This window comes from Veillonella sp. (assembly GCF_041333735.1).
GTDB lineage: Bacteria > Bacillota > Negativicutes > Veillonellales > Veillonellaceae > Veillonella.
In genome coordinates this window covers 1,963,058-1,981,036 of the sequence record NZ_JBGKFB010000001.1, presented here as the reverse complement: position 1 = coordinate 1,981,036, position 17,979 = coordinate 1,963,058, and the positions used below count along the sequence as shown (strand labels likewise).

Annotated in this window: 21 protein-coding genes; 20 read left to right on the top strand and 1 reads right to left on the bottom strand. The window is 38.0% G+C overall.

The window, feature by feature from the left end:
• The first annotated feature begins 2 nt into the window (after window positions 1–2).
• The 8 genes from murC (at window position 3) to ACDF53_RS09150 (ending at window position 7,583) form a co-directional block, all read left to right on the top strand.
• The gene (gene murC / locus ACDF53_RS09185; protein ID WP_370816137.1) at window positions 3–1,385 is read left to right on the top strand and encodes a UDP-N-acetylmuramate--L-alanine ligase; all 1,383 of its coding nucleotides are present in this window, start codon (window positions 3–5) and stop codon (window positions 1,383–1,385) included.
• Complete coding sequence (locus ACDF53_RS09180; RefSeq protein ID WP_370816135.1) at window positions 1,382–2,314, top strand: D-alanine--D-alanine ligase; 933 nt, start codon at window positions 1,382–1,384, stop codon at window positions 2,312–2,314. Before murC ends, ACDF53_RS09180 begins: the two co-directional genes overlap by 4 nt.
• A gap of 27 nt (window positions 2,315–2,341) precedes the next feature.
• Window positions 2,342–3,196, top strand: a complete 855-nt coding sequence (locus ACDF53_RS09175) for a cell division protein FtsQ/DivIB (RefSeq protein WP_105089334.1) — start codon at window positions 2,342–2,344, stop codon at window positions 3,194–3,196.
• 28 nt (window positions 3,197–3,224) lie between these two features.
• Window positions 3,225–3,920 carry a DUF881 domain-containing protein gene (locus tag ACDF53_RS09170; protein WP_295805331.1) on the top strand — a complete coding sequence of 232 codons (696 nt, stop codon included), beginning with the start codon at window positions 3,225–3,227 and terminating at the stop codon, window positions 3,918–3,920.
• Window positions 3,917–4,261 carry a small basic family protein gene (locus ACDF53_RS09165; RefSeq protein ID WP_005386246.1) on the top strand — a complete coding sequence of 115 codons (345 nt, stop codon included), beginning with the start codon at window positions 3,917–3,919 and terminating at the stop codon, window positions 4,259–4,261. The genes ACDF53_RS09170 and ACDF53_RS09165 overlap by 4 nt, the downstream gene beginning before the upstream one ends.
• 138 nt (window positions 4,262–4,399) lie before the next feature.
• Window positions 4,400–5,440 carry a cell division protein FtsZ gene (gene ftsZ / locus ACDF53_RS09160; RefSeq protein WP_005386247.1) on the top strand — a complete coding sequence of 347 codons (1,041 nt, stop codon included), beginning with the start codon at window positions 4,400–4,402 and terminating at the stop codon, window positions 5,438–5,440.
• 81 nt (window positions 5,441–5,521) lie between these two features.
• On the top strand, window positions 5,522–6,091 hold the full coding sequence (locus ACDF53_RS09155; protein WP_370816131.1) for an outer membrane beta-barrel protein: 570 nt from the start codon (window positions 5,522–5,524) through the stop codon (window positions 6,089–6,091).
• Window positions 6,092–6,335: 244 nt separating this feature from the next.
• Window positions 6,336–7,583: an aminotransferase class I/II-fold pyridoxal phosphate-dependent enzyme gene (locus tag ACDF53_RS09150; RefSeq protein ID WP_370816130.1), complete on the top strand. Its 1,248-nt coding sequence runs from the start codon at window positions 6,336–6,338 to the stop codon at window positions 7,581–7,583.
• 61 nt (window positions 7,584–7,644) lie between these two features.
• Here ACDF53_RS09150 and ACDF53_RS09145 read toward each other — a convergent pair whose 3' ends face one another.
• Window positions 7,645–7,914, bottom strand: a complete 270-nt coding sequence (locus ACDF53_RS09145; RefSeq protein WP_370816128.1) for a DUF896 domain-containing protein — start codon at window positions 7,912–7,914, stop codon at window positions 7,645–7,647.
• A gap of 123 nt (window positions 7,915–8,037) precedes the next feature.
• On the opposite strand from ACDF53_RS09145, the gene nth reads away from it, so the two are divergent.
• The 12 genes from nth to upp all read left to right on the top strand — a co-directional run bounded on the left by nth (window position 8,038) and on the right by upp (window position 17,801).
• On the top strand, window positions 8,038–8,673 hold the full coding sequence (gene nth, locus ACDF53_RS09140; RefSeq protein ID WP_370816127.1) for an endonuclease III: 636 nt from the start codon (window positions 8,038–8,040) through the stop codon (window positions 8,671–8,673).
• Window position 8,674: 1 nt separating this feature from the next.
• Window positions 8,675–10,114 (top strand): hypothetical protein, encoded by a 1,440-nt coding sequence (locus ACDF53_RS09135; RefSeq protein WP_370816126.1) that lies wholly within the window; start codon window positions 8,675–8,677, stop codon window positions 10,112–10,114.
• A 110-nt stretch (window positions 10,115–10,224) separates the two neighbouring features.
• Window positions 10,225–10,494, top strand: coding sequence for a YdbC family protein (locus ACDF53_RS09130; RefSeq protein ID WP_005386267.1), 270 nt, complete (start codon window positions 10,225–10,227; stop codon window positions 10,492–10,494).
• Between the two features lie 79 nt (window positions 10,495–10,573).
• The gene (gene rpmE, locus ACDF53_RS09125; protein WP_004696185.1) at window positions 10,574–10,771 is read left to right on the top strand and encodes a 50S ribosomal protein L31; all 198 of its coding nucleotides are present in this window, start codon (window positions 10,574–10,576) and stop codon (window positions 10,769–10,771) included.
• Between the two features lie 57 nt (window positions 10,772–10,828).
• A complete protein-coding gene (locus tag ACDF53_RS09120) occupies window positions 10,829–11,734 on the top strand; it encodes a DUF1385 domain-containing protein (protein ID WP_370816205.1) in 906 nt (301 codons plus the stop codon).
• 2 nt (window positions 11,735–11,736) lie between these two features.
• A complete protein-coding gene (gene prfA / locus ACDF53_RS09115) occupies window positions 11,737–12,819 on the top strand; it encodes a peptide chain release factor 1 (protein ID WP_005386269.1) in 1,083 nt (360 codons plus the stop codon).
• The gene (gene prmC, locus ACDF53_RS09110; RefSeq protein WP_370816124.1) at window positions 12,812–13,681 is read left to right on the top strand and encodes a peptide chain release factor N(5)-glutamine methyltransferase; all 870 of its coding nucleotides are present in this window, start codon (window positions 12,812–12,814) and stop codon (window positions 13,679–13,681) included. The genes prfA and prmC overlap by 8 nt, the downstream gene beginning before the upstream one ends.
• 1 nt (window position 13,682) lies before the next feature.
• Window positions 13,683–14,714, top strand: coding sequence for an L-threonylcarbamoyladenylate synthase (locus ACDF53_RS09105; protein WP_370816123.1), 1,032 nt, complete (start codon window positions 13,683–13,685; stop codon window positions 14,712–14,714).
• A 112-nt stretch (window positions 14,715–14,826) separates the two neighbouring features.
• A complete protein-coding gene (locus ACDF53_RS09100; protein WP_370816122.1) occupies window positions 14,827–15,273 on the top strand; it encodes a low molecular weight protein arginine phosphatase in 447 nt (148 codons plus the stop codon).
• A gap of 11 nt (window positions 15,274–15,284) precedes the next feature.
• A complete protein-coding gene (rpiB, locus tag ACDF53_RS09095; RefSeq protein ID WP_303884080.1) occupies window positions 15,285–15,722 on the top strand; it encodes a ribose 5-phosphate isomerase B in 438 nt (145 codons plus the stop codon).
• Between the two features lie 45 nt (window positions 15,723–15,767).
• On the top strand, window positions 15,768–17,000 hold the full coding sequence (gene glyA, locus ACDF53_RS09090; RefSeq protein WP_370816120.1) for a serine hydroxymethyltransferase: 1,233 nt from the start codon (window positions 15,768–15,770) through the stop codon (window positions 16,998–17,000).
• A gap of 174 nt (window positions 17,001–17,174) precedes the next feature.
• Window positions 17,175–17,801 carry a uracil phosphoribosyltransferase gene (upp, locus tag ACDF53_RS09085; protein WP_370816118.1) on the top strand — a complete coding sequence of 209 codons (627 nt, stop codon included), beginning with the start codon at window positions 17,175–17,177 and terminating at the stop codon, window positions 17,799–17,801.
• Window positions 17,802–17,979 lie beyond the last annotated feature (178 nt).

The window sequence follows — 17,979 nt, the reverse complement described above, 5'->3', positions numbered from 1 at the left end:
TTATGTTAGACGGTATTCATAAGATTCATCTTATTGGTATAGGTGGGTCTGGTATGCGTGCTATAGCGAATATTTTAATTCAAAAAGGTTATGACGTATCTGGTTCAGATGTAGCTGATTCTGCAGTTATTGAAAAGTTCAGAAGTATGGGCGCTACGGTTCATATTGGTCATAATAAAGATTATGTAAAAGGCGTTGATGCTGTAGTTCGTTCTACGGCTATTCGCGAAGATAACCCTGAAATTGTAGCTGCTAAAGAGCAAGGTATTACAATTTTACACCGTTCCGATATTGTAAAAGCTGTGTTAGACGTAACAGATGGCATTGCAGTAGCTGGTGCTCACGGTAAAACTTCTACTACATCTATGATTGGTCAAATTTTAGTAGAAGCAGAAGCTGATCCAACAGTTATTATCGGTGGTGAAGTAGATTATTTAAAAGGTAGTAGTTGTCTAGGTAAGGGGCATTTCTCTGTAGTTGAAGCAGATGAAAGTGATGGGTCTTTTTTGAAACTACGCCCACATACTATTGTTATTACTAACATTGAAGATGATCATATGGATCATTACAAAACAATGGATAATTTGTTAAATGCTTTTTGTGAGTTTGTCGAAACGTTACCAGAATCTGGCAAAGCAATTGTATGTGGCGATAATGAGAATATTCGTTATGTTATGAGCCGTGTAAATCGTAATTTCATTACATATGGCTTAAGTGATAATAATGACTATGTAGCTAAAAATATTCACTATGTAGACTCTACTTTGGTATATGATGTATACCATAATGGTGTGAATGTTGAGCGCATTCGCTTACGAGTTCCTGGTGAACATAATGTATTGAATTCATTGGCTGCCTTTATTGTTGCTCATGATTGCTGTGGTATAGAAACGCGCATTATTACTAAAGGTTTAGGTAAGTTTATCGGTGCAAAACGTCGTTTCGAAACAAAAGGTCACGTAGCAGGTGTATGGGTTGTTGATGACTATGCTCATCATCCTACAGAAATTAAAGCAACATTGAAAGCAGCAAAAGAGTTGGAAAAACATCGTGTTATCTGTGTATTCCAGCCACATCGCTTTACTCGCACAAGCTTGTTAAAGGATGAATTTGCTACTGCTTTCACAAGTGCTGATGAAGTATATATGACAGATATTTATAGCTCTGGTGAAGATCCAATCTCTGGTATTGATGGCAATACGATTCCAAATGCTATTAAAGCGGCCACAGGTCAAGACGTAAATTATGTACCATCTGTTGACGATTTACCTGAGGTATTAGCGAAAATAGTAAGACCTAACGACCTAGTTATCACCATGGGTGCAGGTTCTATTAATCAATATGGGCCAAAATTATTAGCTATATTGGAGGAAGGCTTACAATGAAAGATAAAAAAATAATCGTATTAATGGGTGGTCCTTCCAAAGAGGCGGAGGTATCTCGCCGTACTGGTGCTGCTATTGCGGAGGCACTTGAAAGTAAAGGTTATAATGCCCAAACATTAGAACTTAATCCACGTACTGTTTTAAAAGATATTGAAGCCCTCGGTGGTGAAGTCGTATTTAATGCCATTCACGGCCGTTATGGTGAAGACGGTGCATTACAAGGCTTATTAGAAATGGCTGAAATTCCATACACTGGGTCCGGTATTATGGCTCATGCAGTAGGGATGAACAAAAAAGTAAGTAAAGATGTGTTTAAAGGTGCCAATATTCCTACGGCGGCGTCCGAGTCCTTCAATGGTAATCTTGAATCTGCAGAGGCTATTATCGAACACATCCGTAAAAATTTTACAATTCCAGTAGTTGTGAAATCTGCTACTCAAGGTTCTAGTATTGGGGTTACCATCGTTCGCGATGAAGCTCAGTTAGAAGAGGCTGTAACAGAAGCTCTTAAATATGACCCTATTCTCGTGGTAGAACAATTCCTTGATGGTCGTGAATTTACAGTATCTGTTTTAGATGGTAAAGCATTGTCTGTTATTGAAATTCGTCCACATTCTGGTGAATATGACTACAAGAGTAAGTATACTGTAGGTGCTACAGAGTATTTAGTGCCAGCACCTATTAGTGAAGAAATGACTGCTGAAATGCAACGCATTGGGGAACTTGTGTATCGCGAAGTACAAGGCAGTGGTGTCATTCGTGTTGATGTTATGACAGATCATGCAGATAAGATGTATGTTCTTGAATATAACACTGTGCCTGGTATGACAGCAACGTCTTTAGTACCAAAAGCAGCTAAAGAAATGGGAATCGACTTCCCAACATTATGTGAGAAAATTCTATTAACAGCTAGTATAGGGAAATTTTAAGGGCTAATAGAAGATAAGGAGTTAACTATGGATGATAAGCAAAACCATCCATCCAACTCTGGGGAGATGCAGTCTTCTACACCTGTTCGTGATGAACGGGCTGTATTTAGAAAACGAGTGTTAAAAATCGGTGGTGCAGTTACTCTCGTGTTGGTGGGGTTGTTTACACTACCTATTCCTTTTGGATCCTTAAAAGTTACTGGATCGGATAAGGTAACTGTACAAGATGTAATGGTAGCAGGTGATATACATGAACCTGTTAATATATTGCAAATTAGTACAGAAAAATTAAAAACTAGATTGTCGAAAGACTTACGTGTCGAAGAGGCTCAAATTAGCTATCAGTTGCCACTTACAATGGTGGTAAATGTGGTGGAACGCAAGGCTGTTGCCGTTGTACCAGCTCAGTTTGGATATTTGACCCTTGATGGTAAAGGTCAAGTGATTGCATCTGAGCCTGCTATTCAAGATACATCGGTGCCTATGATTTCTGGTGTAAAAGCTGGAAATATACTCTTAGGAGATACGGTGGTAGATAAGCCGATATTGGCTGCTCTTGAATATTTGAACTCTCTTGATGAGGAGACATTCAAGAATATTGCAGAGGTTAATATCGGAGATCCTGATGCAATAATGGCATATACTGTTTCAGGTGTGCAGATTCGACTGGGAGATGGCAAAGACTTAGCAAAAAAAGCAGAGCTAACTCAGTCGATGTTACAAGATATTAAAAAGACTCATGGTAATGTACAGTATATAGATGTAAATGTTTCGTCACCGTACATTAAAACCGATGTGATGCCAGAAGGCAAAAAGCATCAAAATGGAGCACCGACTACAGAAAATTCATCTACTAAGAAGGATGAGACAAAAACAAGATAAATAAGGTCATGTTGAAAATAAAAGGTAGATGATTGTCGTGAGACACGAACGGTGGGCAATTGCCATAGTCAGCTGTATATTGGGGTTTATGGTTGTAACCCAATATAAGATGACGCAAGATAATATAGAAGAAAATATTCGCTTACAACGGACTGGTGATTTAGCAGTACAATTGCGAGAGGCCCAGAGTGAACGGGATGCTTTATTAAAGCAAATTGAATCACTAAAAAAAACTGGCGCTAATGGCGATGGTAAAGCTGATGAACAGCTCATGATGAAAGCGGCTTTAACAAATGTTAAAGGTCCAGGTGTTAGCGTTTTGATTGAAGATAGCTTAAAGCCTGTTCAAAGTGGTGAAAATCCCAATTTGTATGTAATTCATGATGAAGATATTCTTAGGATTGTTAATGAATTACGGGCTGGTGGGGCTGAAGCAATAGCTATTAATGATCAACGCCTTATAGGAACGTCTGAAATACGATGTTCAGGACCAACTATTACTGTAAATGGTAAGGTCTTTGGCGCTCCTTTTACGGTAAAAGCTATTGGAGATCCAAAGACATTAAATTCGGCGCTAACTATGCGTGGTGGTGTAGTAGATTCGCTTAAACATTGGGGTATAAAGGTAACTATAAAGCAAGAAGAGGATGTAGCGATTCCTGCTTTCACAGGTACTTTTAGAGAAGAACATATGAAGCCTAATGAGTTAGGAGGTAAAGAATGAATATCTATATCTTTGCCATCATTGGCCTAATTATAGGGGCTATCTTAGGATGGATAGCACCACTTCATATCCCCGCTAGTTATTCGAATTATACTTCTGTAGCTGTTCTAGCAGCTTTAGATGCAGTATTTGGTGGCAGTCGAGCAGCATTGGAAAGAACCTTTGATCTCAGTAACTTTGTCATTGGGTTCTTTTCAAATATGGTATTAGCTGTTATTCTTGTATATGTTGGTGATTTAATAGGCATTAACCTATACTATGTGGCCCTTATTGGGTTTGGGTTGCGTGTATTTATTAATGTAGGCGCTATACGCAAGATAATTATGACTAAGCGGTTCTAATAAATCACATTCTATATAGTGGAAAGTTTTTAAATTTTAGTGTAAAATAAATGTAATTGTTATAAGATAGTCAGTATATAAATCGATACATTGGGACGTATATTGATACGATAGATAACGATAAGAGGAGGAAGTTCAATGTCTGATTTTGCAAATATTAAAGTTATCGGTGTTGGTGGCGGCGGTAATAACGCTGTTAATCGTATGGTTGATAACCAAATTAAAGGTGTTCAATTTTTAGCTGTTAATACAGAAAACCAAGTGCTTGAATTGTCTAAAGCGGATGTAACAATTCAAATCGGTGAAAAAGTTACTAAAGGTCTTGGCGCAGGTGCTAATCCACAAATCGGTGAAGAAGCAGCTCAAGAAAGTCGTGAAGAAATCACTAAAGCACTTGAAGGTGCTGATATGGTATTCGTAACTGCTGGTATGGGCGGTGGTACTGGTACTGGTGCTGCTCCAATCGTAGCTGAATGTGCTAAAGAAGTTGGTGCATTAACAGTAGGCGTTGTAACTAAACCTTTCGCATTTGAAGGCAAACGTCGTCGTGCTGCAGCAGAAAAAGGCATTGAGTTCTTGACTCAAAAAGTTGATACAATCATCGTTATTCCTAATGATAAATTATTACAAGTAGTAGATAAAAAATGTTCCGTATCTGATGCTTTTAGTAAAGCTGATGAAGTTCTTCGTCAAGGTATCAAAGGTATTTCTGATTTGATTCAAATTCCTGGTTTAATCAACCTCGACTTTGCAGACGTTAAAACTATCATGACTAATCAAGGCGAAGCATTGATGGGTATTGGTGAAGGTACAGGTGAAAACCGTGCTGCAGATGCTGCTAAAATGGCTATCAATAGCCCATTGTTGGAAACTTCCATTGATGGTGCAAAAGGTATCTTGCTTAATATTTCTGGTAGCTCCGATTTGGGTATTTTTGAAGTGAATGAAGCAGCTCAAATTATTTCTGATGCAGCAGATCCTGATGCAAATATCATCTTCGGTTCTGTTATTGATGAAAGCTTAGGCGATAAAGTTCAAGTTACTGTTGTAGCAACTGGTTTTGGCAATAACGCTAAAAGCGTACCAGAATTCGGTAAAACAACTACAACATCTCGTCCAGCATCCACTACAACAACTAACAGCGGTATCCCAGATATCCCTGTATTCATGAAACGCTAATTTATAGAATGTATAATAAAAACATTCGTAAATAAGTAACTTAGTAAGACATATCTTGAGATATGTGTATAGGAGGTACAAATGAAGAAATTAGTATTATTAACTCTAGCAGCAACAGTTGTAGCAGGTAGTGCATTCGCTGCAGCACCTGTAACAAAAATTAGCGACGGTTCCACTAAAGTACAAGCTGATTATGCATTTAAACAACATGTATCTAAAGGTGGCGGCAATAGCAACGACGGTTTTGGTGTTTCTTTGCAACACGATCTTTCTGATAAAACTGCAGTACAATATTCTTATGATAAATTAAATGCAAAAAATGGTGACATTAAAAATCATCAATTAGCATTAGTTTATAAAGTGCATCCAAATGTTAACGTATATGGTGCTGGTACTGCAATTCGTACAAATGATACTGAATTAGGTTTCCAAGTTGGTGTTATTGGTCATGTACCATTGACAGAAAAAGTTAACGGTTTTGCTAAAGCTGGTTGGGGCAATGATATTAAGCAAACTTACCAAGTAGGTGCTCAATATGAAGTTCGCCCTGATGTAGACTTGAATGTATACTATGGCTATGATAAATATAGCGTAAATGATAACGATAAAACTGCAAATGGTTTACACGCTGGTGTAGGCTACTCCTTCTAAGGATACTAAAGACCACTCAAATGAGTGGTCTTTTTTTATATACAAAAAATGATATATTATTTATAAATATTTTTTGTATGAAATCTCTTATTATGCTATACACCTTAATTTTATAATATATTTTTTAGTAGTTAATATTATTTCTTATGTATACAATATATTTTCTAAATACACATTGTATAATTAAATAAGTTTAGGTATGATAAATATGTAATAATTCATTTTAGATAGGATGGTGTAAGTTATGACAAGTGTTGCTGCAAAACATGCGAAAGGGAAAAAACTTAAAGATGTGATCTTCGTAACTGCTGGACAAGCATTAGCTGATGCTAAAGAAAATGGTCGAGAGAACGTTGTAAATGGTACTTTAGGTGCTATTCACGATGAAGATGGCAAATTAGTTTTCCTCAAAACCGTTAAAGAAGAATATTTGGGTCTTAATGACACTGAACATATTGGTTATGCCCCAATTGCAGGTATTCCAGAGTTTTTAGCAGCTGCTGAGAAAGAATGTTTTGGTAATTCTCGTCCAGAAGGTCACATCCGTAGCATCGCTACAGCTGGTGGTACTGGCGGTATCCATCACTTAATTCATAACTATACAGAACCTGGTGATGAGGTATTGACTGCTGATTGGTTCTGGGGTGCCTATCGTATAATTTGTAGCGATGTAGGTCGTACACTTGTTACGTATTCTTTATTTGATGAACATAATAACTTTAACCATGAAGCGTTCCAAAATCGTGTAAATGAATTAGCTGCGAAACAAACAAATGTTTTAATTGTGTTTAATACACCTGGTAATAACCCAACAGGTTACTCTATAGAGGATAAAGATTGGGAATCTATCCTTAACTTCTTGAAAGAACTGGTTGCTATAGGCCGTAATAATGTAATCATTGGCATTGATGTAGCATACCTTGATTATTCTGGTGAAAAAGAAGAGGTTCGTGCATTCTTTAGTAAATTCAGTCATTTGCCAAAAGAAATCCTTACATGTGTTTGCTATAGCTTGTCTAAAGGATTCACTATGTATGGTCAACGTGTAGGTGCCTTGATTGGTATTTCTGATGATGAAGAAATTGCTGATGAATTTTTAGAAATCAACAAATCTACAAGCCGTGCTACATGGTCTAATATTTGCCGCCCTGCAATGCGTACAATGGCAAATATTGTAGCTGATCCAGCTAAGTTTAAAGCTTATGAAGATGAACGTAATTGCTATTATCAATTGATTCGCGATCGTGCTGATATATTTAAACAAGAAGCAGCACAAGTTGGTCTTCCTATGTTACCATATCGCGGTGGTTTCTTTATTACGATTCCTACAGATTCTGCTAATGCTATTTGTGAAGAGTTGAAAAAAGAACATATCTATGTTATCGCTTTAGCTAATGGTATTCGCGTAGCTGCTTGTGGTATTCCTAAATTCCAAATGACAGGACTAGCTGAAAAAATTTATAATGCTATGAAACGCTTTGGTAAATTATAATAGATAAGTAAACCTTATGTGAAAAGCCACTTGATCCATGTATCAAGTGGCTTTTCTTGCATTAGTGAATGTCTTTATGTTCTTTAATATCTTGGTCAGCTTCTTTAGCCAAGTCTTCAAGTGCTCGTTTAGGAGCTGTACGTTCACCTGTTTCTGGATCCACGAATTCAACACGGTCCAATGTATCTGTGATTTGGCCTCGAATGAAGCTTAAGTAAATCTCATAAAGTTCTTTTTTTTCTGCTAATTCCTCTGGTGTGAGTTGTTGCCCAGATTTTTTCTTTGCTGCTAGTTCATTTATACGTTTTAATGTATCGTTAATATTGCTCATATTGACCTCCTGTATTCTATATTAGAATAACATGATTTATTATAACATAGAACTAAATGAATACGTATGGTAAGATATAAGTTGTACGCGACTGTACTTTCACAAGTGAGAAAGGAGAGCTGTATGCGTGTAACAAAAGCAATAAAGGCAGAGCAATTGAAATTATTGGAAGAGCATTATTTTGATGCAAAACCTGCCCTTGAGTATACAAATGAATTTGAATTATTAGTGGCAGTTGTATTATCTGCACAATGTACGGATGAGAGAGTTAATATCGTTACTAAACGGTTATTTCCTGAACTAAATCATCCGGCTAAGATGCTAGCAGTTGGGGTTACCAAATTAGAAACTCTGATTAAGGACTGTGGCCTTTATAAATCTAAAGCCAAAAATTTGATTGCAACTTGTCAGATTCTAGTAGAACAATACCATGGGGAAGTGCCACGGGAGTTTGATCAACTCGTTGAATTACCTGGTGTAGGTCGTAAGACTGCAAATGTGGTAGTATCTGTATTGTTTGGTACGCCAGCGATTGCTGTAGATACTCATGTATTCCGTGTGTCTAACCGATTAAAACTGGGAATTGCTAAAACACCAGAAGAGATGGAATTAAAGTTGCAGAAGGCAATTCCTAAAGAGGATTGGGCTGCTGCCCATCACTGGTTGATTTATCATGGTCGTAAACTATGTAAGGCTCGTAAGCCATTATGTGAAGAATGTTTTTTAAATCACTTATGTCCTTCAGCTGGAAAGGTTTAATATGAAAGTAAATAACGAAGAATTTATTGCCCTTTGTGCTACTCATGGCATTGAAGGTATTGATATTGTAAATGAGTTAATGCGTTTTAAAGTGTTAGATCAATTAATTTCTAGTAATGCTAGCTCCCGTGAGTGGGGCGTTACGGCTGATGATTTATATGCGTTAGCGGAAAAATCTACAGTAGAGTCTTTTGGCCCTGTTCCATATGATTTGAATACATTCCAAGCTCTATATGGTCCTTCCTTTAGAGTCGAATTATTTGATTTTATTAGCGACACAGGTATTTTAGATGGTCTAGATGTTGGTACTATCTGGGAGACTCCTGTTCGTGAAAGTATCGAAGCCCATAGTAAAACGGGCGAACTCGTTCTATATGCTTATGTAGAAGAATACACAAGTATGATTGAAGAAATCCTTCAATCTTATGAAGATAAAAAAGTTGTGCTTTATACGGCATCTCCAGTGTGTTATAGCATTTTGACACGTTTATATCCGATGGCGCAAATTATTAATCAATGGCCTCATCGCAGCTATTTTGATCATATCTTTACAGGAACGGTTGGCATGTTCCAATCCTCTGAAGATATTGTGGAAGAAGTGGCTAATGGTTTACATAATCTTGTCCCGGAAGGAACTGCACAATTATTCTTACCTGCAACGATGGCTCAAAATCAATTAGGTTTGAATAATATGGCATTGCAATTCTTCTTGAATCAAAAGCGTGTGGAAGCTATCCGTGAGTGGACTCCATTAGGAGCCTATGAAATTGTATATGGCAAATATGATGTTAAAAAGATGCGTGTTGGCCTTCGTGAACGCGTTGGCGAAGAATGGAAAACGATTAATTATATTCCATTGCCTCATGGTGTATTTGCGCAATTGCCCGTCTTTACCGTATTAAATTATGGCTTGTCGTTGCGTTCTATTTTGCTACCAGGTGGTCAAACTGATGTAGCCTTAGGACAAGATGGTATTTACTGTATCGACAGCCGAGTTTCTGAATTAGGTCGTAATGCTCTTATTGAAAATGGCGCTTATTTCCTTACATTTAAACGTCATACAGACCATGTAGATGTAGATATTACTACAGAAGAACCAAAAGAAGACATCTATTGGATGTTCCCAGATGCTGAATTAGCCTATATGTGGTATGCATACTTCTGTAGCACTATTGGTCAAACATTGATTCAAGAAGTTTCCATGCTCGTTCAAACAGATGAGTCATTCGGTTATATGCTTAGCAGTGTACGTCGACGCGTGTTAGATGTTAACAATGAGGCTCAACTAATCACATCTGTTCAAGCAGCTGATGAAGCGTATATCAAGGCTGTGACAGAAGCGACAGAGGATTGGAAATCTATAGTAGATGAATTAGGCGCTCAAGTTATGCCACCAACAACATCTATTGATATTGAAGATTATAGCGATTATAAAAACTAATTGTAAAAGTCTAATATTTAGTTTAAAATATATCGTATCCTAAAAAATATAAACTACTAAATATAGTAGGTATGAAACATACTACACGAATGTGTAAGAAAGGAGGACCCATGGCTGTTATTAATTTTGAAATCTTCAAAGTTATTGGTACTTTATCTGAAGATAAAGACGGTTGGAAAAAACAATTAACATGCACTAGCTGGGGTAAATATAATCCTAAGTTTGACCTTCGTGCTTGGGATAGTGAATATACAAGCATGAAAAAGGGTATTACCCTTTCCTTAGAGGAGCTCATCGCATTGCGTGACATCCTTAATGAAAGTGACTTAGAGACCATCTTAGCTGAGTCTATTGAAGAAAAACAAGCATCCAAGGAATAGTATTGGCAACTTGCATTTGTGCATATGTCATGCTATAATCTATAAGAATAATATTGATTGTCGGAAAGAGGTGTATAGAATGAAACAAGGTATTCATCCAGACTATAAAGAAGCTACAGTAACTTGCGGTTGTGGCAACACATTCAAAACTGGCTCTGTAAAAGAAGACCTTCGTGTAGACGTTTGCTCCAAATGCCATCCGTTCTTCACTGGTCAACAACGCGCAGCTCAAGCTCGTGGTCGTATTGAACAATTTAACAAACGTTACGGCAAATAATTTGTCATGTAATGTAGCATCTATTGGCAGGGCTATGGGCTCTGCCTCTATTTGTTTATGAGAGGAGCTCTTGTGAACACAGAACGTATTAAAAAGTTTGTCGGTGGACAAGCTGTGATCGAAGGTGTCATGATGAGGGGACCTGGTGTTACAGCAACAGCTGTACGAGAACCATCAGGAACCATTGTAGTTCAAAAAGAGCCTACAAAATCTATTGCTGACACATATCCAATTTTGAAAAAACCATTTCTTCGGGGCTGTGTAGCCCTCTATGAATCTTTAGTTATTGGCATGAAGGCATTGTCCTTCTCCGCTAAAGCCGCTGGCGATGAAGAGGAAGAAATGTCTAATAGTGAAATTGCCATTACTATGGTTATTTCCACCATATTTGCGATAGCTGTATTTTTGGCATTGCCTACATTTATCGTAAAATTTATTCCTGGTGTACAGGATAATCATGTAGTATTAAATCTCATTGAAGGTGTCATTCGTTTAGTTCTTTTTCTACTCTACATTTGGGGGATTGGGCTTACGAAGGATATTCAACGAGTTTTCCAATATCATGGGGCCGAGCATAAAACGATTCATACCTATGAATTAGACTTGCCTCTTACTGTAGAAAACGTTCGTAAACAAAGTCGTTTACATGCTCGATGTGGTACAAACTTCTTACTCATCGTTATGGTAGTGAGTATCTTTGTATTTGCCTTTTTAGGTTGGCCTAATCTGTTAGAACGTATTCTGAGCCGCGTACTGCTTATGCCTGTGGTAGCAGGTATTGCATACGAGGTTATTCGTCTTGCTGGTCGTAGTGAGCATTCCTTTGTGAAAGCTCTTATCAAACCAGGTCTTGCATTACAGTACATGACCACACGTGAACCAGAAGATGATCAAATTGAAGTCGCTATACGAGCTCTTGAAGAGGTTCGCCCTTCTGAGAGTGATGCATATGAAGAGGAATAAACATGTTAGTAGATAAATTACAAGTTATTGAAGATAAATTTATGGACCTGGAGCAGCGCATCAGTGACCCTGAAGTGATTGCACGCCAAGATGAATGGCGTAAATTAACACGTCAACATGCTCAATTATCTGAAACAGTTGAAACATTCCGTACTTATAAAAAAGTATTAGCTGGTATTGATGAAGCTATGGAAGTTATTGAAGATAAATCCATGGATGAAGAATTCCGTGAAATGGCACAAGAGGAATTAAAAGAGCTAAAACCTCAAAAAGAGGAATTAGAAGAGAAATTACAAATCCTTTTACTGCCTAAGGATCCTAATGATGATAAGAACATTATCATTGAAATTCGCGGTGGTGCCGGTGGTGATGAAGCGGCACTATTTGCAGGCGATTTGTTCCGCATGTATACAAAATATGCGGAAAGCCAAGGCTGGCGTTGCGAGATTATTGATGCCAATGAACCTGAACTAGGTGGCTTTAAAGAGGTTATTTTCTCCGTAGATGGTGAAAATGTATACTCCAAGATGAAATTTGAATCTGGTGTACACCGTGTACAACGTGTACCTGCTACGGAAACACAAGGCCGTGTACATACATCTACCGTTACAGTAGCGGTGTTGCCAGAAATGGAAGATGTTGATATTGAAGTTAATGAAAAAGACTTAAAAATCGACACCTATCGTGCAAGTGGTGCGGGTGGTCAGCATATCAATAAAACTGAGTCTGCTGTTCGTATTACCCACTTACCATCTGGTATCGTTGTAGCATGTCAAGACCAACGTTCTCAATTACAAAACCGTGAAAAAGCTATGCGTGTATTGCGTGCAAAATTGCAAGACCAAGCTGAACAAGAGGCTATTTCTAGCATGGCAGCAGACCGTAAGAGCCAAGTTGGTACAGGTGACCGTAGTGAACGTATTCGTACCTATAACTATCCACAAGGTCGCGTAACAGATCATCGTATTAACTTAACATTGTATAAATTAGATGCTATTTTAAATGGCGATCTAGATGAAATCATTCAAGCCTTAAATGCTGCTGACCAAGCAGCAAAAATGCAGGAGGCTAATACAAATGTATAAGGAGATTTGGACAATCGGTCGTATTCTCCAGTGGACAGAGCAGTACTTTCAAAGCAAGGAGATGGATACACCTCGACTTGATGGGGAAGTACTGCTTTCTCACGTTTTAGGCAAGGATCGTATTTATCTATATACCCATTATGACCAACCGCTTATCCAAGAGGAACTCGATGCTTTCAGACCTCTCGTTCAAGAACGAGCTAAGGGACATTGTGTAGCGGCTATTATTGGAGAGAAGGACTTTATGGGATTGACCTTTAAGGTTAATGATAAGGTATTGATTCCACGACCTGATACAGAAACGTTGATTGAGCATGTACTAGGCACGTATCAAAAGGATAGTAATATTCGCATCCTTGATGTATGTACGGGCCCTGGCACGATATTATTAAGTCTATTACACTATTTGCCGAATGCGTGTGGCATGGGTATTGAAATATCTACCGATGCTTTGTCATTGGCTAAGGTAAATAGTGAAAGATTTAACTTAAATGATCGTGTTCAATTGTTAGAGTCTGATATGTTTTCTGTTCTAGATGGTAAAAATGAACAGTTTGATCTCATCGTATCAAATCCACCTTATATCCGTACTGGGGATGCTAAATTATTGTCTCAGGACGTATTAAATGAGCCCCATATTGCCTTGTTTGGCGGTGAAGATGGACTTGATTTCTATCGTATTTTGGCTAAAACATGTGGCACATATTTAAAATCACAAGGCCATATTGCCTTTGAAATTGGTTTTGATCAAGCTGAAGCTGTAAAGGCTTTATTAGAAGAAACAGGGCAGTACTCTAATATTCGATGTATTACTGACCTCGGCGGAAATGACCGCGTTGTAACAGCTGTGTATGAGGGATAATATGGATACTCAAATTATTACAAATCCATCAGATCAAGAACTAGATATGCTTGCTCGCGCTTTGCGTAATGGCGAATTAGTGTCCATTCCTACAGAAACTGTATATGGACTTGGCGCTAATGGGCTTGATCCGGAGGCAATGGATAAAATCTACGCCGCTAAAGGTCGCCCATCCGACAATCCACTTATTTTACATGTTCCTAATAGTGAAAGTATAAAACCTTTAGTAACAGAGGTTTCAAATACGGCACAATTATTAATGGATACATTTTGGCCTGGTCCATTGACAATCACATTGCCTAAATCAGATTTAGTGCCAGATCGTGCTACAGGCGGTTTATCTCGTGTTGCTTTACGTTGTCCTGATCATCCAATTTGTCGAGCTTTATTAGAGCGTACCGGTGTACCGGTAGCAGCTCCTAGTGCTAATATATCTGGACGTCCAAGTCCGACAACGGCACAAGATGTTTACCATGATATGAAGGGCCGTATTTCCTATATTTTAGATGCAGGACCATGTATGATTGGTGTAGAGTCTACTGTTGTGGAAGTACATGATGACAAGGTCATTATATTGAGACCAGGTGGAATAACAAAAGTACAACTTGAAGCTGTTGTATCTACGGTTGAGTATGATATTGCTCTCGTTAATGCAACAACTAAGCCTAAAGCTCCTGGTATGAAGTATACCCATTATGCTCCTGATGCACCTATGACAGTTGTTGTAGGTAGTCCAGAGCGGGTGGCAAGTACTTTTAAAGAGCTATCAAAGGGGATAGAAGGTCCGATAGGTTGTTTAGTGAGTCATGAAACGTATAACCTTATGAAAGAGGATACACGCTTTATATTCCATTGTTTTGGCAATTATGGTGATGCCTTATCATTAGGCCATGACTTTTATAAAAGCCTATTATATTTTAACGAAAATCATGTTACCTTAATCTTGGCAGAAGGTGTTGATGACGACGGTTTTGGTGTTGCCATTATGAACCGCATGGAAAAGGCATCGAGTCATCATATCATTTATAAGTAAATTTACTGAAATAAAAATGTCCACTGATAATAGAAATATGTCTTTACATATTGGATGGATTTGCTATAATGTATAAAGTAATCACAAAATGTGATTAAGTAAGGATGTTATTATGAATATTTTATTTGTGTGTACTGGTAATACTTGTCGTAGCCCTATGGCTGAAGGTATTACACGGGCCCTTGCAGCGAAGCAACATAAGGATGTGACGACTGTATCGGCTGGTCTATTTGCCGCTTATGGAGCAAAGCCGACTGAACAAGCCGTTGAAGCTGTCCGTTCCATTGTTGATATTTCTAATCATGAATCGAGACCATTGACCATGGAACTCGTGAATGCAGCAGATCTTATCATTGGTATGACGAAAGATCACAAATCTGTACTACTTCGCCAATTCCCGTTTGAGGAAGGTAAAATCAAAACGATTTCCGAGTGGGGTGGTCAAGATGGTGATGTTACGGACCCATATGGATCTGATCAAACCGTATATAATCAATGTGCGGAACAAATTTATCACTTAGTAGAGGCTGGTCTTAGATCAGTGCCTCAGAAGGCGTAGGAGATGAAATTATGAAAGTTGCAATCGGTTGTGATCATGGCGGATTACATTTAAAAGCATCCGTTAAGGAATTATTAAATGCATTGGGACATGAAGTAGAGGATTTTGGCTGTCATACAGCTGATTCTTGCGATTATCCTGATATTGCTGTACCTGTGGCAAATGCAGTTGTATCTGGTCAAGTAGACAGAGGTATTTTGATTTGTGGTACTGGTATTGGTATCGGTATTGCAGCAAATAAGATTGCTGGTATTCGCGCTGCTCTTTGTCATGATACATTCTCTGCTCATGCATGTCGTGAACATAATGACGCTAATATTCTCACTATGGGGGAACGCGTTATTGGTCCTGGCCTAGCTAACGATATTGTAGCCATCTTTATGGAAACAGAGTTCGAAGGTGGTCGTCACGCACGCCGTGTAGAGAAAATTAAAGCACTAGAGAAGTAATACATCATTACCTATATATATTCGTTTTGCACGAGGAGGATACTCATGAGTTTCTTAGAAAAACAAGACCCTAATATTCAAGCTGTTATCAATCAAGAATTAGCACGCCAACGCGATAAATTAGAAATGATCGCTTCTGAAAACTTTGTTTCTCAAGCAGTAATGGAAGCTCAAGGTAGCGTATTGACTAACAAATATGCAGAAGGGTATCCTGGTAAACGTTATTATGGCGGTTGTGAAAATGTTGATGTTATCGAAACATTGGCTATTGAACGTGCAAAACGCTTGTTCGGTGCAGAACATGCAAACGTACAACCTCACTCTGGTTCTCAAGCAAACTTTGGCGTATATTTCGCATTATTACAACCAGGCGACACTATTGTAGGTATGAACTTGTCCCATGGTGGTCATTTAACTCATGGTTCTCCAGTTAACGTATCTGGTACATATTTCAACGTAGTACCTTACGGCGTAGATACAGAAACTCAACAAATCGATTATGATGAGTTCCGTAAAATCGTATTAGAAGCAAAACCTAAATTGATTATCGCTGGTGGTAGTGCTTACAGTCGTCAAATCGACTTCAAAAAAATGGCTGATGTAGCTCATGAAGTTGATGCTATCTTCATGGTAGATATGGCTCACTTTGCTGGTCTTGTAGCAGCAGGTTTACATCCAAACCCAGTAGAATATGCTGATATTGTTACTACAACAACTCATAAAACATTGCGTGGTCCTCGTGGTGGCATGATTCTTTGCAAAGAAAAATATGCTAAAGCAATCGATAAAGCAATCTTCCCTGGTATTCAAGGTGGTCCATTGATGCATGTTATTGCTGCTAAAGCGGTTGCATTTGGTGAAGCATTACAACCAGAGTTCAAAGTATATGCACAACAAGTTATCGATAATGCAAAAGCATTGGCTGCTGCATTGCAAGAAAAAGGCTTAACAATCGTTTCTGGTGGTACAGATACTCACGTTATGTTGGTAGACGTACGTAATACTGGTTTAACAGGTAAAGAAGCAGAACATTTACTCGATGAAGTAGGTATTACATGTAATAAAAATACAATTCCATTCGATCCTGCTAGTCCATTTGTAACAAGCGGTATCCGTCTTGGTACACCAGCTCTTACAACACGTGGCTTACAAGTAAAAGACATGGAAGAAATTGCAGATATCATTGCAACTGTACTTAAAAATCCTGAAGATAAAGCAGTTCATGAAGCAGCAAGTAAACGCGTAGCAGCACTTTGTGAAGCGTATCCATTGTACTAATCTTTGGATTTAGTTTATTAGAATTACATAAGACTCAAATACAATAAAAGGGATGTGTATTATCACATCCCTTTTAATATTTTTATGGCATGATTTATGAATCTGTGATAGAGTAAATATGAAAGTTATATGGATACCAATAGGGTACGTATATTGTATTATAGGAGGACAGTCATGAAAGTTAATGTTATGACACATCCATTGATTCAACACAAAGTTACATTGATGCGCGATGTAGAAACAGGCTCTAAAGATTTCAGACAATTACTTGATGAGATTACGATGTTGATGGGCTATGAAATTACACGTAGCTTACCATTAGAGGATGTAGAGGTTCAAACACCTTTAACTAAAATGACTGGCAAACGTATTGCAGGTAAAAAATTGGGCATTATTCCAATTCTTCGTGCTGGTTTAGGTATGGTAAATGGTATGCTTAACTTGATTCCAACTGCAAAGGTTGGTCATATCGGCTTATACCGTGATCCAGAAACATTAAAACCAGTAGAATATTACTGCAAGTTACCTTCTGACGTAGGTGAACGAGACTTCATTGTAACAGACCCAATGCTCGCTACTGGTGGTAGTGCTGCAGCAGCTATTACATTGCTAAAAGAATTAGGTGCTAAAAACATCAAATTAATGTGTCTTGTTGCGGCTCCTGAAGGTGTAGAAGCAGTAAATAAAGAACATCCTGAAGTTCCTATTTACGTGGCTGCCCTTGATGAAAAACTTAATGATCATGGTTACATTTTGCCTGGCTTAGGCGATGCTGGTGACCGTATCTTTGGTACAAAATAAAATAAAATTATATAAACGACATAATTTAGGTACAAAGCTGTATAAATTCCCTAAATTATGTCGTTTTCTACGTATAAAGTCTTGAATAAAATCTACATAGGGTATACAATACAAATGTAAAAGTATTTTTTTATTTTAGGTGGGACGAATTTTGTTCACATGGGACGAAAAACGATTC

What these genes read in the sequence shown, in the direction of transcription:
- ACDF53_RS09175 (WP_105089334.1), top strand. Translation starts at nt 2,342, where the DNA reads ATGGATGATAAGCAAAACCATCCATCCAACTCTGGGGAGATGCAGTCT.
- ACDF53_RS09180 (WP_370816135.1), top strand. Translation starts at nt 1,382, where the DNA reads ATGAAAGATAAAAAAATAATCGTATTAATGGGTGGTCCTTCCAAAGAG.
- prfA (WP_005386269.1), top strand. Translation starts at nt 11,737, where the DNA reads ATGTTAGTAGATAAATTACAAGTTATTGAAGATAAATTTATGGACCTG.
- ACDF53_RS09120 (WP_370816205.1), top strand. Translation starts at nt 10,829, where the DNA reads ATGAGAGGAGCTCTTGTGAACACAGAACGTATTAAAAAGTTTGTCGGT.
- ACDF53_RS09135 (WP_370816126.1), top strand. Translation starts at nt 8,675, where the DNA reads ATGAAAGTAAATAACGAAGAATTTATTGCCCTTTGTGCTACTCATGGC.
- ACDF53_RS09145 (WP_370816128.1), bottom strand. Translation starts at nt 7,914, where the DNA reads ATGAGCAATATTAACGATACATTAAAACGTATAAATGAACTAGCAGCA.
- rpmE (WP_004696185.1), top strand. Translation starts at nt 10,574, where the DNA reads ATGAAACAAGGTATTCATCCAGACTATAAAGAAGCTACAGTAACTTGC.
- ACDF53_RS09100 (WP_370816122.1), top strand. Translation starts at nt 14,827, where the DNA reads ATGAATATTTTATTTGTGTGTACTGGTAATACTTGTCGTAGCCCTATG.
- murC (WP_370816137.1), top strand. Translation starts at nt 3, where the DNA reads ATGTTAGACGGTATTCATAAGATTCATCTTATTGGTATAGGTGGGTCT.
- nth (WP_370816127.1), top strand. Translation starts at nt 8,038, where the DNA reads ATGCGTGTAACAAAAGCAATAAAGGCAGAGCAATTGAAATTATTGGAA.
- ACDF53_RS09150 (WP_370816130.1), top strand. Translation starts at nt 6,336, where the DNA reads ATGACAAGTGTTGCTGCAAAACATGCGAAAGGGAAAAAACTTAAAGAT.
- glyA (WP_370816120.1), top strand. Translation starts at nt 15,768, where the DNA reads ATGAGTTTCTTAGAAAAACAAGACCCTAATATTCAAGCTGTTATCAAT.
- ACDF53_RS09105 (WP_370816123.1), top strand. Translation starts at nt 13,683, where the DNA reads ATGGATACTCAAATTATTACAAATCCATCAGATCAAGAACTAGATATG.
- ACDF53_RS09130 (WP_005386267.1), top strand. Translation starts at nt 10,225, where the DNA reads ATGGCTGTTATTAATTTTGAAATCTTCAAAGTTATTGGTACTTTATCT.
- upp (WP_370816118.1), top strand. Translation starts at nt 17,175, where the DNA reads ATGAAAGTTAATGTTATGACACATCCATTGATTCAACACAAAGTTACA.
- ACDF53_RS09165 (WP_005386246.1), top strand. Translation starts at nt 3,917, where the DNA reads ATGAATATCTATATCTTTGCCATCATTGGCCTAATTATAGGGGCTATC.
- ACDF53_RS09155 (WP_370816131.1), top strand. Translation starts at nt 5,522, where the DNA reads ATGAAGAAATTAGTATTATTAACTCTAGCAGCAACAGTTGTAGCAGGT.
- prmC (WP_370816124.1), top strand. Translation starts at nt 12,812, where the DNA reads ATGTATAAGGAGATTTGGACAATCGGTCGTATTCTCCAGTGGACAGAG.
- ACDF53_RS09170 (WP_295805331.1), top strand. Translation starts at nt 3,225, where the DNA reads ATGATTGTCGTGAGACACGAACGGTGGGCAATTGCCATAGTCAGCTGT.
- ftsZ (WP_005386247.1), top strand. Translation starts at nt 4,400, where the DNA reads ATGTCTGATTTTGCAAATATTAAAGTTATCGGTGTTGGTGGCGGCGGT.
- rpiB (WP_303884080.1), top strand. Translation starts at nt 15,285, where the DNA reads ATGAAAGTTGCAATCGGTTGTGATCATGGCGGATTACATTTAAAAGCA.